Raw genomic sequence first — 14,907 nt, forward strand, 5'->3', positions numbered from 1 at the left:
GCGACAACTCCCTCGTGCGCCCTGAGCTGGACGCGTCCCTACGTCCTCGACGGTGAGGTGCAGGTCGAGTCCAGCACCGTCGAGCGGCCGCCGTCGTCATCCCGTCGGCATGATGGTCGGTCACGCTCGACGCCCTTAGTGTCGAGTTGGCGTCGGGGCGACATCCGGACGATCAGACCGGGGCACGCCGGCGCCACCACGACCCCCGGAACGGGCGTGCAGATCGGCGGGACGCCAGCGACGTCGGTGGCGCACAGCGGACCCGGCACGGCTCGGTCCGCGCCTCTCGATGAAGGAGCGCCGACGTGAACATGTGGGTGCGATGACCGACCACTACGACGTCGTCGTCATCGGGTCGGGCGCGGGCGGCGCGACCCTGACGCACCGCCTCGCACCGTCGGGCAAGAGAGTCCTCCTCCTGGAGCGGGGCGGCTGGTCGCCACGCGAGTCCTCGAGCGGGGACGCGACCGAGGTGCTCGTCGGGGACCGGTACGCCTCGCCGGACACCTGGTACGACTCGGACCTCACGGCGTTCCAGCCGCAGGTGCACTACGCCGTCGGTGGTGCGACGAAGGTCTACGACGCCGCTCTCGACCGGCTGCGGCAGAAGGACTTCCGCGAACTTCGCCACCACGGCGGCGTCTCCCCCGCCTGGCCGGTCACCTACGACGAGCTCGAGCCGTACTACGACCAGGCGGAGGACCTCTACCAGGTGCACGGCACACGCGGCGAGGACCCGACGGAACCCCGCTCGAGCCGCCCGTACCCCTTCCCCCCGGTCCTGCCCGAACGCCGGATCCAGGAGCTTTCCCGCGACCTGACTGCCCTCGGCCTGCACCCCTATCACGCTCCCTGCGGGATCGTGGTGGACGAGTCGAGCGCGGCGTCCAGCGCGCGCGTCCGGCCCGCCGCCTGCGACCGGTCCGCCAGCCTGCTGCACGCACGGGCGGACGCAGAGGTCATCGCGGTGCGGCCCGCGCTCCGGCATCCCAACGTCACCCTGGTGACCAACGCCCAGGTGCGCCGGCTCGGGACGGACGACTCCGGACGGGCCGTGACCTCGGTGGTGGCGGAGGTCGACGGCGTCGACCAGCGGTTCTCGGGCGATGTCGTCGTCGTGTCGGCGGGCGCCGTCAACTCGGCGAAGCTGTTGCTGGCCAGCGCCAACGACCGGCACCCCCGAGGGCTGGCGAACGGCTCCGACCAGGTGGGACGGCGTGTCATGTTCCAGAACCGCCGCACGTACATGGCGACCTCGCGCGAGCGCCCCGACACCCGCTCCGAGACGACGCTCGGCATCAACGACTTCTACTTCGGCGACGAGACCTTCAGGTTCCCGATGGGCAACGTGCAGCTGGGCGGCACGTCGTCTCTCCCAGCCGACGGGGCCGCCGAGCACGCGGTCGACTTCTGGCTGTGCACGGAGGACCTGCCCGACCCCGCCAACCGCGTGACGCTCGGGATCCGCGGCAACGTCGTGCTGGCCTACACCCCGAACAACCGGCGCCCGCTCGACGAGCTGTACGGGCGGCTGCAGGGCGTCCTGGGCAACCTCGGCGTGCCCGGGCACGCTCTGGTGCGACGCGACTCGTCCAGGAGCGCCGACACCGCCGTCGCTGACTTCGCGCACCAGGCGGGGACGGTCCGTTTCGGCGACGACCCCGCGACGTCGGTGCTCGACCGGGACTGCCGCGCGCACGAGGTGGACAACCTCTACGTCGTCGACACCAGCTTCTTCCCCAGCATCGGCGCGGTGAACCCGGCCCTGACAGCCATGGCCAACGCCTTGCGGGTGGGCGACCACCTGCTGGACCGGCTCGGCTGAGACAACCACTCAAGGAGGAACCCATGGACGCGAACAGCCCCGCCTCACCCTTCCCGCCGATCGCCGAGTACGCCTTCCTGTCGAACTGCCACACCGGCGCGCTGGTGGCACCCGACGGGTCGGTGGACTGGCTGTGCGCCCCGCGGTTCGACAGCCCGAGCATCTTCGGGAGCCTGCTCGACCGCGGCGCCGGCTACTTCCGGTTCGCGCCTTACGGGATCAACGTGCCGACGTCTCGGGCCTACGACCCCGGCACCAACGTGCTGGTCACCACGTGGCACACGCCGTCGGGCTGGCTCGAGATCCGCGACGCGCTGACGATGGTGCGGCGGGAGGGCGCGGACGACACGACCCCGCACACCCGCCCTCCCGCCGACGACGACGCGGAGCACGTCCTGGTGCGGACCGCGACGTGCCTCGAGGGCACGGTGCGGGTCGAGCTGGTGTGCGACCCTGCCTTCGACTACGGCCGGCACCGCGCACCGTGGTCTCTCGGCGCGCCGGGTGCGCACACGGCGGACATCAGCGGTGCTGGGGTGTCCCTGCGGTTGACCACGGACCTCGCGCTCGGCGTCGAGGGGGACGCGCTCCGGGCCCGGCACGAGCTCTCCGCGGGCGAGACCGTGTTCTGTGCGCTGTCCTGGGGCGCCGCGCTGGAAGGCCCCACGACCGCCGACGACGCGACGGCGCGGATCGCGGCGACCCGCGACTTCTGGCGGCGCTGGCTCAGCCGCGCGCTGCTGCCCGATCACCGCCTGCGGCCCTACGTCGAGCGGTCGGCTCTGGTGATCAAGGGACTCACCTACATGCCGACGGGCGCGACGGTCGCGGCCCTGACGACCTCGCTGCCGGAGACCCCCGGCGGAGAGCGCAACTGGGACTACCGGTACACGTGGATGCGCGACTCGACGTTCACGCTCCAGGCCCTGCACTACCTGCGGCTCGACTGGGAGGCGGACGAGTTCATGCAGTTCGTCGCCGACGTCGAAGCGAACGAGGACGGTGGGCTGCAGATCATGTACGGGATCGACGGTCGTCGCGACCTCACCGAGACCACCCGGGACGAGCTGACCGGGTACCAGGGCGCGCGACCGGTCCGGCTCGGCAACGGTGCGTTCGACCAGCGGCAGAACGACGTGTTCGGCTCCGTGCTCGACTCGATCCTCCTGCACACGCGCCGCAGCGAGCGCCTGCCCGCGCGCCTGTGGCCGATCGTCAAGGCGCAGGCCGAGTGCGCGGCGGCGGTCTGGCAGCAGCCCGACCAGGGCATCTGGGAGGCCCGGGGCAAGCCGCAGCACTACGTGTCGTCGAAGATCATGTGCTGGGTGGCCATGGACCGCGCGGCCCAGCTCGCCGGGATCCGCGGCGAACCCGACCTGGAGTCGAGCTGGCGCGCCACGGCCGACGAGATCAAGGCGGACATCCTCGAGCACGGGGTCAGCGACCGCGGGGTCCTCCGGCAGCACTACGAGACGGATGCTCTCGATGCGTCCACGCTGCTGGCGGCGCACTTCGGCCTGCTCCCCGGCACGGACGAGCGGTTGCACGCGAGCGTCCTGGCCATCGCCGACGAGCTGTCCGAGAACGGCTTCGTCCTGCGCTACAAGACCGACGAGACCGACGACGGGATGTCCGGCAAGGAGGGCACGTTCATCATCTGCTCGTTCTGGCTCGTGTCCGCACTCATGGTCGTGGGCGAGAACCAGCGGGCGCTGGACCTCATGGAACGCCTGCTGCGGATCGCGTCGCCGTTCGGCCTCTATGCCGAGGAGTTCGAGGTGGACGCCGCGCGACACCTCGGGAACATCCCGCAGGCGTTCTCGCACCTCGCACTGATCGAGGCCGCAGCACGCATCATCCTCGCCGAGAGGGTTCACGAGATGTCCCTCTGAGACACCTGACCGACGTCACGCTCACACGTCGGTGTACCCGGGACGGCACGGCCCGGGGGCTTGCGGTGCCCGTGCGACCGAGCGGTAGTGTGCCTGACGTGGGGGAACGTCCCGTTTTGCCCGGTTGGTCCACGGTCCGAAGCTCGTCGGCGGCCCTGCGGACGCCGTCCACGGTCGCGCTTCTGACGCCGCGCACCGGACTCGTCCTGCTGCCGCGCCGGGACCTTCTCGACAGGCTGAGCGCGACCTGGTTCCGGGTGGTCGCCCTCGTCGCAGGTCCCGGGTACGGCAAGTCGACGGTCCTGCACCAATGGGCGGAACGACTGGCAGGGCTGGCCGCGTGGCACATCTGCGTCGACGAGGACAACGACCCGGCCCACCTCCTGTCAGCGCTCGGCGAGGCGGCCGGGCTGGGACCGGGCATCGTGACGGTCGCCTCACTCGTCGCGGCTGCGCGTTCCAGCCCCCCGCGAGTCTTCGTGCTCGATGATCTTCAGAAGGTCACGCAGGCGGGAAGCCTCAACGTCCTGACCGACGTCATCGACCGGCTGCCGGACAGCTGGCGCGTGGCGTTCGCCTCCCGGAACCGACCTCGGCTCCCGATCGCCCGGCTCCGTGCGGCCGGCGACCTTCTGGAGCTCGACGAGGAACAGCTCTCGATGCGGGTCGACGAGCAGACGCAGGTCCTCGAGTCCTTGGGCGTCAGGCTGTCGGCCGAGGCCTCCGACGCGCTGCACGACCGCACCGAGGGTTGGCCTGCCGGCGTGGCCCTGGCCGCGATGGCGACCCTCGAGGGCGGGGAGGCCGCGGCGTCGACGTTCTCCGGCGACGACCGCTTCGTCCGGGAGTACCTGCGCGCCGAGGTGATGTCCGGCCTCGGTCCCCGCGAGACGTCGCTCCTGATCCGCTGCGCGATCCTCGACGAGCTCTCGGGCCCGATGTGCGACGCCGTGCTTCGCGTTCGGTCGTCCGGCGCCACGCTCGACCACCTGGCGACGGACCGGGTGATCCGGCCGGTCGGACGGGACGGCGACCGGTACGAGTGCCATCCCCTGCTCCACGACCTGCTGCGCGCAGAGCTGCATCGCAAGGAGCCGATGCTCGTCCCGGTGCTGCATCAACGGGCAGCGGGCTGGCTGGCGGACAACGGCATGCCAGAACGGGCCATCGAGCACGCGCACCGAGGCGGGGACGTGGCGGGCCTGGCGCGCATGGTGCTCGAGTGCGCCCAGACGACCTGGGCGAGCGGTCGCATCGACACCGTGCACCGATGGATGTCGTGGCTCGAAGAGGCGAACGACTTTCCCGCGTTTCCCGCGGTCGCCGCACACGCCGCCCTCATCTTCGCGCTGGTCGGGGAGCCCGCACGGGCTGACCGCTGGTCGGCGATGGCGAGCGAGGCGGCCGGCGACGGAACGCTCTCGGACGGGAGCACGGTCGCGGCGACGCTCGCCTACCTGCGGGCGATCGAGGCCCGACAGGGCGCTGAGCAGATGCGGCTCGATGCTCGTCAGGCATGGGACGGGATGTCTGCCGCGAGCCCGTTCCGCGTGACCATGCTGCACACGCAGGGACTCGCCGCCCTGCTCGCCGGCGAGCTGGACAGCGCCGACGACCTGTTCTTCGAGGCCCTGGAGGCCGGCGAGGCCGCGGGGATCGATCCGCTGGTGGCCATGGTGCTCTGCGAGCGCGCGACGGTCGCCGTCGAGCGGGGCGAGTGGAGGTCTGCTGTGCCGGCCGTCCGGCGTGCGGCCGAGATCGTCGCCGAAGGTGGCTACGGGTCGTACTGGACGAGCGCGCTCGTCCATGCCTGGTCGGCGCGAACGGCCGTGCACCAGGGTCGGCGCACGGAGGCGGCCCGGCACGCACGCAACGCGCTCGACCTGCGCCCGCTGCTCACCCACGCCCTGCCCGTGGTCTCGACGCAGGCCCTCCTGACCACGGCGCAGGCGTCCTTGGCCCTGGGCGATCTCCAGTCAGCCTCCGCGACCGTCCAGCAGGCGACCGAGATCATGCGGCGGCGCCCGGGACTCGGGAACCTGCCGGAGAGAGTCGAGGCGATCGGCATGCTCGTGCACGAGGCCAGCTCCGAGGGGCGCGTCGACAAGCTCACCCCGGCCGAGGTTCGACTCATGCCCTACCTCGCGACCCAGCTCACGTTCCCGATGATCGGCGAGCGCCTGGGGATCACCGGGAACACGGTCAAGACGCAGGCGATCTCGAGCTATCGCAAGCTCGGCGTCTCGTCGCGGATGGAGGCCGTGGCTCTCTGGGAGCGTCTCGACGGGGCGTAGCCCACACGGGGTGCGGCATCACCCGCCGGGGATGACGCGCACCTGATCGGCCCGCTGCCACATTGGCAGAGTCGGCCGGCGCTGCTCGACCCGGTCGCGGCCACCGGCGACCATCCCCGCTCGCCTGATCGGCCGCTCACGAAGAGGACGGGACACGATGGCACAATCCAGCGAGAGCATCCTGATCAACGGGTTCGGCGTCCTCTTCGTGATCCTGAACTCGTTCGGGCTCGGTCTGCGGCTGTCGATCGGCAAGCTCCTGGCTCAAGCCGTTGCGCACTGGAAGATCGCGGTGTGGGCGTTGGTGATCAACTTCGTCGTCATCCCCGCCTTGTTCATCGGGTACCTGCTGACGGTGGCGTCGTCCATCCCCGACGAGATCAAGGCCGGGTTCTGCATCGCCGCCCTGTGCGCGGGAATGCCCTTCGCCCCCGTCCTCGCGAAGCTGGCCAGGGCAGACGTCGGCATCGCCACGACTCTCCTGGTGGTCCTGACGGTCGCGACCATCGTCGCCCTGCCGGTGGGTCTGCCTCTCGCGATCGATGCCGTCGACGTGCAGCTCAGCACCTCGTCGTGGGACATCGCGTGGCCGCTCCTGCTCTTCCTGCTGCTCCCCATGGTGCTCGGGTGCGGCTTCCGGCTGTGGTGGCCCGACCTGACGCCGCAGCTGGCGCGATGGGCCGTCCGGGTGGCCATCCTGTGCCTGCTCTTCAACCTGAACTTCACGCTGGCCGCCTACTGGAGCCAGTTCGTGCAGACCTGGGGCACCGAGAGCTACATCGCTGCCTTCGCCGGCCCGTTCATCGGCCTCGGGTGCGGCTACCTGCTCGTGTCCGTCCTGCGCGTCAAGGACGTGAGAATCAGGCACGCGACCGAGACGACCACGGCGGTGCGCAACATCGCGCCGATGCTCCTGATGATGATCTTCCCGTTCGGGGCCGACCCCCTGATCACCGTGTCGATCACGATCCTCAACACGGTCGGCCTCGTGATCGTGCTGCTCTTCGTGCTGATGTGGAGACGTGCTGCTGAACCGTCCGAGGCTCACGCTCCAGGCCCACCCACGCAAGCTCTACCCAGGACCTGAAAACGCTGCGTCGACGCGCTTCCGGCCCGCCGCCCGACTGCTCGACGGCGTCCCTCACCGGCCCGCGGTGATGGCCGAGAGCAGCCCTGGCAGGTCGACGAGCACGACCCGGATCGCTGCGTCGCTGCACCCGTACGGCAGGACGAGCGTCCGACCGTGCAGCAACGCCCCGCACGAGTACACGACGTTGGGCACGTACCCGTCGCGCTCGTCGGGCGACGGGGTCAGCAACGGCTCCGCGAGGCTGCCCAGGACGCGACGCGGGTCGTCGAGGTCGAGAAGCATCGCGCCGATGCTGTACTGCCGCATCGGTCCGACGCCGTGGGTGAGGACGAGCCATCCGGCGGGGGTCTCGATCGGTGACCCGCAGTTGCCCGCCTGGACGATCTCCCACGCCCGGTCGGGGGAGCTCAAGGTGCCGAGGTCGTCCCAGTGCCGCAGGTCGGAGGACCCGGCGAGCGAGTTGCTCTCGCGGTCCCACCGGGAGAGAGCCAGGTACTGACCGCCGACCCTGCGCGGGAAGAGCGCCATGCCCTTGTTCTTCGCGCCGGGACCGCTGAGCCGGCTCATCCGGAACGAGCGGAAGTCGTCGGTGGCGACGAGGTGCGGCGCGACGGTCTCCCCGTCGAACGCCGTGTAGGTGCCGAGATAGCTGCGCCGACCGCCGGAGTACTCGACCTCGACGAGCCTCAGGTCTTCGATGCCGTGGCGCTCGGCGGGGCTGCTCGGGAGCAGCACGCGGGAGCTGATCGCACTCTCCGCGGCAAACGCGACGTCATACGTGCACGCTGCCAACCATCCCAGCCGCGGGCTTGCCTCAACCGCCGAGGCCGGGAAGGTGGCGGGCAGCGAGCGCAGGAGCGCGTCGGCGTCGTCGCTGTCGCCCGCGAGCTCCTCGTTCTGCCGTCGCAGGTCGTCGCGGGAGTGCACGCTCTCGTGGCGCCGCGGCACGGTGGTCGTCGGGCCGACGACGTCGAAGGTGATGTCGTCGGCAGCGTCGATGACACCGGTCCGCAGTTCGACGCAGGAGATGTGCCCCTCACCCACCCCTCGGACGCTCATCACGAACCGGGTGCTCCCCGGTGGCAGCCCGGTCTGGTCGGGGTGCGCGACCATCGACGGGTTGAACAGGGCGGCCGACTCGATCGCGTACTCCTGGCTCATGCACGCACCGATGAGCCTTCGCCGCTCCACGGACAGGCCGCCCGGGTCGCCGAGGTGGCGTGCGACGAGGTCGAACCGCTCGTCGAGGAGGGCGACGAGGTCGTGGTGGCGCCGGCCGAAGGACGCGATGACCCCGGCGAGGGCGCGCTCCACCTCGGCGTCCGGCAGCGCCAGCACGCGCCCGAGGACGGCAGACATGCGGGAGATGCCCGCCCCGTGGATCTCCTCGCCCGGCAGGAACGGGGTACTGACCACTCGCGCCGCGTCCGGACGCAGCACGTGCGGCGTGCGCCGAACCAGTGGCGGGGCGTCGACGAGCGTCACGCCACGGCCTGGACGAGCGCCAGGCGCCCGAGCTGGAGGGTGGACAGGGCGGCGAGCGTCGACTCGGCACCCTGGTTCTGGTTGACCCCGTGCACGTGCAGGCCGTCGTAGCCGCCGCCGGTGCGGTCGTCGTAGAGCGCCATCCCCGTGTCGTTGTCGCCCAGGAACCAGCCGACGCACCGGTCGAGATAGGTCAGCCAGACCTCGTGCCGCGTCGCGCGGAAGGCACGCCAGCACGCCTCGGCGAGTGCCGCGACCTCGATGGGTTGCTGGTCGAAGCCGGGCCGGCCCTCGCCGGGCGTCCGGCCACCCACCGGGGTCATCGAGAGGTGGCCCTCGTGGGTCTCCTGCGCGACGAGCCAGTGCAGGAGGTCGATCCCCGCCTGCAGGACCTCGTCGTCGCCGAGCGCGGCACCGATGGCGACGAGCGCTTCCGGCAGAACCGCGTTGGCGTACGTCAGACGCGCGTCCGGCCACGGCCACGCGGGGTCGGTCGGGCAGGCGAGGACCGTGCGTGCATCCAAGAGCAATCCGTACGCGACACGGCTGTCGGGCTGGACCTCGAGCACCTCGGCCGCGCCGAGCGTCGCGTAGGCCATGGCATGCCACCAGGGGGAACGGCGTTCGAGGCTCACGGCGGCCGCGTCCAGCGAGGCCCGACGCACACGGGGGTCGCCGGTGGCGGCCGCCGCCGTGCCGAGGGCCCAGAGGGCACGGCCCCAGTGGTCCTCGACCGTCGCGGTGTCGGTCCAGCGACCGGCCACGTCGCGTCGGTTGTGGAACCGGCCGAGGCCGTCCTGAGCGAAGAGGGTGAACCGCAGGTAGGTGTCGGTCAGCGCGTCGACCTGCGGGGTTGCCCCGTGCTGGCGCGACGTCACGACGAGCCCCCGCGCCACGTCGTCGAGGCAGTAGCCGTGCTCGGGCCGCGGCTCGGTGAGCAGCGCGTGCTCGAACAGCCCGATCGGAGTGCTGAGGTGTGCGAGGTGGTCGAACACCGGGGCGGGGTACATCAGGCCGCGGACAGGGTGCGCGCGCGGACGACGCCGGCGGCGAGGTCGACGTACTGCTCGGCCACGGCGGACCAGAGCAGGCTGGGCGCGACGGCACGCGAGGCGGCGGCCATCGATCCGGCGAGGCCGGGCTCGGTGAGCACGCGCCGCAGTGCCGCTGCGATCGCGGCGGGGTCGCGGCGTGGGACAAGGAGTCCCGCGCCACCGGACAGAAGTTCGACCGCGTGCGGGAATGCCGTCGACACGACGGGCTTCCCGGCGACGACGGCCTCCGTCAGAACACCGGACGTCACCTGGTCCGGGGAGTCGTAGGGCAGGAGCACGACGTCGGCCGAGCGCACGATGCGCTGCAGCGTGGGGACGTCGAGATAGCGGGCGTCGAACTGCACCATCGGCCCGAGGCGCAGGTGGTCGACGAGCCGCTCGAGCCCTCGCCGGTACGCCTCGCCGTTGCGCTCGAGGACCTTCGGGTGGGTCTCGCCGACGATCCGGTACGTCGGGAGGGGACGCAGGTCTGCGAGGTCGGCCAGCGCCTCGAGGGCCCACTCGATGCCCTTGCCCTCGCCGAGCAGCCCCCAGGTCAGCACCGTGGGGGTTGTGCGCACGGGCGTGACCGTGTCGTCGATCCTGCGGTCGTCCCGGGCGCCGTGGGCGATCACGGTGACGGACGCCGGGTCCACGCTCCAGCCCGTGATGAGCCGCTGCCGACCCGCCTCGGTCATGGTCACCGTCACCGTCGACGCCGCGACCACCTTCGCGAGAACCTCGTGCTGATGGGGCGTCGGGTGGGCGAGGACGGTGTGCAGGACCGTGATGACCGGGACGCGCACCCGGGCGAGGACGTCGAGGACGTCTGCTCCGTCGCGACCACCGAAGATTCCGTACTCGTGCTGGACCAGCGCGACGTCGCAGGCGTTGAGCGCCGCCGCCGCTGCCCTCGCCTCGTCCGGCGCTCCCGTGACCAGCTGGTGGGTGACGAGCGGGAGCGGGGGTTGCAGGCTGTCGACGACCCGGATCACCGAGACGTCGGCACCGGCTTCGATGAGGTGGGTGGCGAGCGCCGACGAGAAGGTCGCGAGGCCACACTGCGTGGGGGGAAACGTACTGAGGATGCCGAACCTGGTGGCCATGAAGGCCCTTCGCACTGGTGGTGCTTGCAGCGGAGTGCGCTACCGACCTCGGGCGGGGCCTGATCGACATCCCCGGGCGTCCTGGCCCGCCGGTCGCTGCGCAGCCGGGCCTGGCACCGCATGGCTAGGCTACCAGTCGCGGTCGGTCCCCTTCGGGGACCCGTGGCCGGTCCAGCCGTGGAGGCACCCCGTCAAGATCGCCGTGCTCGCCTCGATCGCACACCGCACGCCACCGCGCTCGTACGGGCCGTGGGAGCAGGTCGCCTCGACCCTCGCCGAGGGCCTGGTCGAGCGGGGCCACGACGTCACCCTCTTCGCCACGGCCGACTCGCAGACTCGTGCACGACTGCACGCCGAGGCGCCGACGGGCTACGAGGAGGACCCGACGATCGACGTCAAGGTGTTCGAGTCCTTGCACATCGCGGCGGTGTTCGAGCGCGCTGCGCAGTTCGACGTGATCTCCAACCAGTTCGACTTCCTGCCGCTCACCTACAGCCGTCTCACTCCGACGCCCGTGGTGACGACCGTCCACGGCTTCTCCTCGGAACGCATCGTGCGCGTGTATCGCGCCTACGACGACATCGCGCACTACGTCTCCATCAGCGACTCCGACCGCCATCGGGACCTCACCTATGCCGCGACGATCCACCACGGTCTCGACCTCACGCAGTTCGCCGCCGGCACGGGCGGCGGCGGGTACCTGCTGTTCCTCGGTCGCATCCATCCCGACAAGGGCACGCACCGAGCGATCCAGGTCGCGCAGCGATCCGGGCTGCCGCTGGTCATTGCCGGCGTCGTGCACGACGAGCCGTACTTCCGGTCTCTCGTCGAGCCGCACGTCGATGGCTCGCGGGTGCGCTTCGTCGGCTCGGTCGGGCCCGTCGAGCGGGACCGGTTGCTGGGTGGCGCGGTCGCGTTGCTGCACCTCATCGACTTCGAGGAGCCGTTCGGGCTCTCGGTCGTCGAGGCGCTCGCCGCGGGCACGCCCGTCATCGCCACCCCGCGGGGCTCGATGCGGGAGCTGATCCGCGACGGTCGCAACGGATTCCTCGTCCGCGACGACCAGGACGCTGTCACCGCAGTCGGTCGCCTGTCCGCGATCGATCGGACGGTGTGCCGGCAGGACGCCGAGACCCGGTTCAGTGCCCGGCGCATGGTCGACGACTACGAGCTGCTCTTCGAACGTGTCGCCGCTGCGGAGCGATGACGCGTTGCCGGGCACCGCGGAGCCGGGTCCTGCATCACCGCCCCTGTGCGCGGGCATCCTCGACACGATCACTTGCGCCGTCTCGGGGAGCCGGTAGCGTCGCGGGCACGGCCTGGCGGAGCTGCACAACGTCGTCATCGTCCGATGCGCGGTGACGTCAGGTCCTCGCTCACGACGACTTGGGGCCCTGATGCGCACTCCCTCCGCAACGACCTCCTTCCCCCGGCGGGGGGCCCGCCATGTCTGAGGTCGAGGCGGGGATACCGACCGAGGCCGGGTTGCGGGGCTTCCTCAACCGCGGKGGTTTCTGGCGGTTCCTGCTGGTCCTCGTGGTCTACCTGGTCGTGTACCAGCTCGCGGGCCGTCTCGGGGGCGCGATCGGCGGTCACTACACGGACGACGACCTGCTGAGCAGCGTGGGCGCGATCTTCTTCCAGGTCACCTTCGGGCTGGTCGTCGGGGCGGTCGTCCTGCTCGCGTTCTCGGCGTACATGGGCTGGACGCGGGAGCTGTTCGCCCGACAGCCGATCTACCGGTCGTGGTGGATGTGGATCGCGCCGGTCGTCGTGCTGGTCCCGATCGTGCTCCGCCTGCTCGGGATCGACTGGGGCGCGCACACCGTCGCCGTGGTTGTCTTCATGCTTGCGACCGGGCTGCTGATCGGCTTCGTCGAGGAGCTCACCTACCGTGGGCTCGGCGTGAAGATGCTGCGCGACGGTGGTCACGGCGAGTGGGCGGTGGCCGCGCTGTCGTCGCTGCTCTTCGGGCTCTCGCACCTCGTCAACCTCATCGGCGGTCAGTCGTTCACGACCGTCGGACCCACGGTCCTGTACACGCTCGCCTTCGGCGTCCTGATGTACCTGTCCATGCGGGCGACGGGCTTCCTCGCCGTCGCGATGGTCCTGCACGGCCTGACGGACCCGACGACGATCCTGGCCACCGGTGCGCTCGACGAGCTGAAGACGGGCTCCGCCGAGAACGGCTTCCTGTCCGGCGCGGCGTTCGCGACGTTCCCGCTCATCGCCACCGGCCTGATCCTGCTGATCTTCATCCGTGGTCGCGTCGCGGACCGCCGCGCACCGGAACCACTGCCGGCATGACGGGAGTGCGTCCGGCGGCGCGGATCACCCCGTCGGTGCCGGTCGCCGCCGTGGTGTTCGTCGTCTACGTGATGCTCGTCGTCGGGCTCATGCGGGTCTCGGGCGTCGAGTACGAGCACTTCTTCGACACGGCTCGCACGACCCTGCGTTCGGCGGTCCTGCCGCTGGCCGTCGGTGCCGTCTGGCTGATCGCGTTCCTGCTCTGGTCGCGCTGGGACTTCGTGTTCCGCGACGCCCGCCGGCTCTCGTCGGGCGCCATGGTGTGGGCCCTGCCGATCGTGATGGCCGTGTCCCTCGTCCTGGGCCTCGTCGGCGTGGCCTGGGACCAGTTCGAGGTGAGCCACGTGCTCGCGGTGCTGCTGGCGAGCGTGCTGGTCGGGTTCACCGAGGAGACGCTGTTCCGCGGGGTCGTGCTGCGCGCGTTGCGACAGGGCACCCGGTCCGAGGCCGCCGCCCTGGGTTGGACCACGCTCTGGTTCGGGGCGTTCCACCTGACGAACCTGCTGCTCGGCGAGCCGGGTGCGGTCGTGCAGGTGTTCTTCGCCGGGCTCGCCGGGCTGGGCTTCTACCTCGTCCGACGAGGCACCGGCGTGATCGTCGCCGCCATGGTGCTGCACGGGTCGTGGGACTTCTCGGCCTTCCTCGTCGGCGTGCAGCCCGGCGACGGGTTCGCCTCGAGCCTCGGCTCGTTCCTCATCCCCGTGGTCTACGTGCTCGCCGCGGTGACCCTGGTCGTCCTGCTCGTCCGCTACCGCCACGACCCCGCACGCGACGCGATCACACCCCTGCAGTGAGCGCCTGGAGTCCCGTCACGCCGAGCAGGCGGCCGACGGCGTAGGTCCGACCCTGGCACGCGAGAGCTCGGGACCTCGGACCCTGTTCGCGCGCCCGAGGGCGGACGAGTGTGGACATGTCGAAGGTATTCGCGCAGCACCAACGGAGGTGCGAGATGAACCGCACGATCGTCGTGGGCTATGACGGCTCCGACCGCGCCGACCAGGCGCTGAGATGGGCGGCCGAGGAAGCCGGACGGCTCCGCGCCCCGCTCCACATCCTGCACGTGGCCCGTTCCGTCGTCGACGCCTACGTGGTCGCCGACCCGCACCTGGACCTGACCAGCCAGCTCGGCAACCAGGTCCTCGCCGGAGGCGTGGAGCGCGCGTACGCCGCGGATCCCGACCTCGTCGTGACCACGCAGCTCGAGGTCCAGGAGAGCGTCGCCGCCATGCTCGTCGAGGCGAGCACGCACGCCGCCCTGGTGGTCGTCGGCTCTCGAGGCCGCGGGGGGTTCGCGGGTCTGCTCCTGGGATCGGTCAGCGTCGCCGTCGCCGCCCACGCGCACTGCCCCGTGGTCGTCGTGCGCCAGGCCGCCCGGGAACCGTCGGGCACATCACGCCCTGTCGTGGTCGGAGTGGACGGCTCCCCCACCAGCGTCCGTGCGATCGACCTCGCGTTCGACCAGGCGTCGCGGCTCGGGGTCCCGCTGGTCGCGATCCATGCGTGGGAGCTGCCTCCGATGGCCGGGCCGGTGCCGGGGTGGACGCCGGACGAGGTCGAGGAGCTCCAGGTTGCCGAGAAGGCGCTGCTCTCCGAGAGCCTGGCCGGCCACGCCGAGCGGTATCCCGAGGTCGAGGTGCAGCCGATGGTGCGTCGCGGCGGCTCCGCGCAGGTCGTCCTGGCCGCCGCCCAGGATGCCGGGCTGCTCGTCGTCGGATCGCGGGGACGCGGGGGCTTCCGTGGCCTCCTGCTGGGATCGGTGAGCCAGGCGGTGCTGCACCACTCGACGTGCCCGGTCGTCGTCGTCCATCCCAGGTAGGAGCATGCGCGGAACTCGGTGGACGGCAGATCCCCGACCGGCCACAGAGCCGTGGCCG

At 71.2% G+C, this 14,907-nt stretch carries 11 protein-coding genes; 8 read left to right on the forward strand and 3 right to left on the reverse strand.

Going from position 1 to position 14,907, the window contains the following annotated elements; translation table 11 throughout:
• The first annotated feature begins 322 nt into the window (after window positions 1-322).
• From AC1DZC_RS13620 to AC1DZC_RS13635, 4 genes are all read left to right on the forward strand, one after another.
• The gene (locus AC1DZC_RS13620) at window positions 323-1,825 is read left to right on the forward strand and encodes an FAD-dependent oxidoreductase (protein ID WP_477043644.1); all 1,503 of its coding nucleotides are present in this window, start codon (window positions 323-325) and stop codon (window positions 1,823-1,825) included.
• Window positions 1,826-1,848: 23 nt separating this feature from the next.
• The gene (locus tag AC1DZC_RS13625) at window positions 1,849-3,717 is read left to right on the forward strand and encodes a glycoside hydrolase family 15 protein (RefSeq protein ID WP_477039959.1); all 1,869 of its coding nucleotides are present in this window, start codon (window positions 1,849-1,851) and stop codon (window positions 3,715-3,717) included.
• 116 nt (window positions 3,718-3,833) lie between these two features.
• Window positions 3,834-6,011: a helix-turn-helix transcriptional regulator gene (locus AC1DZC_RS13630; protein ID WP_477043645.1), complete on the forward strand. Its 2,178-nt coding sequence runs from the start codon at window positions 3,834-3,836 to the stop codon at window positions 6,009-6,011.
• A gap of 157 nt (window positions 6,012-6,168) precedes the next feature.
• Entirely contained in the window at window positions 6,169-7,098 is a 930-nt protein-coding gene (locus AC1DZC_RS13635) for a bile acid:sodium symporter family protein (RefSeq protein WP_477043646.1), read from the forward strand.
• Window positions 7,099-7,152: 54 nt separating this feature from the next.
• On the opposite strand, the gene AC1DZC_RS13640 is transcribed toward AC1DZC_RS13635, so the two are convergent.
• Genes AC1DZC_RS13640 through AC1DZC_RS13650 form a run of 3 tightly spaced genes read right to left on the reverse strand, consistent with a single transcriptional unit; the run spans window position 7,153 to window position 10,726 of the window.
• On the reverse strand, window positions 7,153-8,586 hold the full coding sequence (locus AC1DZC_RS13640; RefSeq protein WP_477043647.1) for a glycoside hydrolase family 130 protein: 1,434 nt from the start codon (window positions 8,584-8,586) through the stop codon (window positions 7,153-7,155).
• Window positions 8,583-9,581 carry a glycosyltransferase gene (locus AC1DZC_RS13645; RefSeq protein ID WP_477043648.1) on the reverse strand — a complete coding sequence of 333 codons (999 nt, stop codon included), beginning with the start codon at window positions 9,579-9,581 and terminating at the stop codon, window positions 8,583-8,585. Before AC1DZC_RS13645 ends, AC1DZC_RS13640 begins: the two co-directional genes overlap by 4 nt.
• Before the next feature lie 14 nt (window positions 9,582-9,595).
• A complete protein-coding gene (locus AC1DZC_RS13650) occupies window positions 9,596-10,726 on the reverse strand; it encodes a glycosyltransferase (protein ID WP_477043649.1) in 1,131 nt (376 codons plus the stop codon).
• Between the two features lie 202 nt (window positions 10,727-10,928).
• On the opposite strand from AC1DZC_RS13650, the gene AC1DZC_RS13655 reads away from it, so the two are divergent.
• The 4 genes from AC1DZC_RS13655 to AC1DZC_RS13670 all read left to right on the forward strand — a co-directional run bounded on the left by AC1DZC_RS13655 (window position 10,929) and on the right by AC1DZC_RS13670 (window position 14,849).
• Window positions 10,929-11,933 carry a glycosyltransferase family 4 protein gene (locus AC1DZC_RS13655; RefSeq protein ID WP_477039953.1) on the forward strand — a complete coding sequence of 335 codons (1,005 nt, stop codon included), beginning with the start codon at window positions 10,929-10,931 and terminating at the stop codon, window positions 11,931-11,933.
• Window positions 11,934-12,172: 239 nt separating this feature from the next.
• Window positions 12,173-13,033 carry a CPBP family intramembrane glutamic endopeptidase gene (locus AC1DZC_RS13660; protein WP_477043650.1) on the forward strand — a complete coding sequence of 287 codons (861 nt, stop codon included), beginning with the start codon at window positions 12,173-12,175 and terminating at the stop codon, window positions 13,031-13,033.
• Window positions 13,030-13,827: a lysostaphin resistance A-like protein gene (locus AC1DZC_RS13665; RefSeq protein ID WP_477043651.1), complete on the forward strand. Its 798-nt coding sequence runs from the start codon at window positions 13,030-13,032 to the stop codon at window positions 13,825-13,827. Before AC1DZC_RS13660 ends, AC1DZC_RS13665 begins: the two co-directional genes overlap by 4 nt.
• 155 nt (window positions 13,828-13,982) lie before the next feature.
• The gene (locus AC1DZC_RS13670) at window positions 13,983-14,849 is read left to right on the forward strand and encodes a universal stress protein (protein WP_477043652.1); all 867 of its coding nucleotides are present in this window, start codon (window positions 13,983-13,985) and stop codon (window positions 14,847-14,849) included.
• The last annotated feature ends 58 nt before the right edge of the window (window positions 14,850-14,907 follow it).

It is taken from the genome of Cellulomonas sp. P2_B4, assembly GCF_056404795.1.

Excerpts from the sequence above, each read along its gene's own strand:
- AC1DZC_RS13620 (WP_477043644.1), top strand. The coding sequence starts at position 323 with ATGACCGACCACTACGACGTCGTCGTCATCGGGTCGGGCGCGGGCGGC.
- AC1DZC_RS13635 (WP_477043646.1), top strand. The coding sequence starts at position 6,169 with ATGGCACAATCCAGCGAGAGCATCCTGATCAACGGGTTCGGCGTCCTC.
- AC1DZC_RS13665 (WP_477043651.1), top strand. The coding sequence starts at position 13,030 with ATGACGGGAGTGCGTCCGGCGGCGCGGATCACCCCGTCGGTGCCGGTC.
- AC1DZC_RS13670 (WP_477043652.1), top strand. The coding sequence starts at position 13,983 with ATGAACCGCACGATCGTCGTGGGCTATGACGGCTCCGACCGCGCCGAC.
- AC1DZC_RS13625 (WP_477039959.1), top strand. The coding sequence starts at position 1,849 with ATGGACGCGAACAGCCCCGCCTCACCCTTCCCGCCGATCGCCGAGTAC.
- AC1DZC_RS13650 (WP_477043649.1), bottom strand. The coding sequence starts at position 10,726 with ATGGCCACCAGGTTCGGCATCCTCAGTACGTTTCCCCCCACGCAGTGT.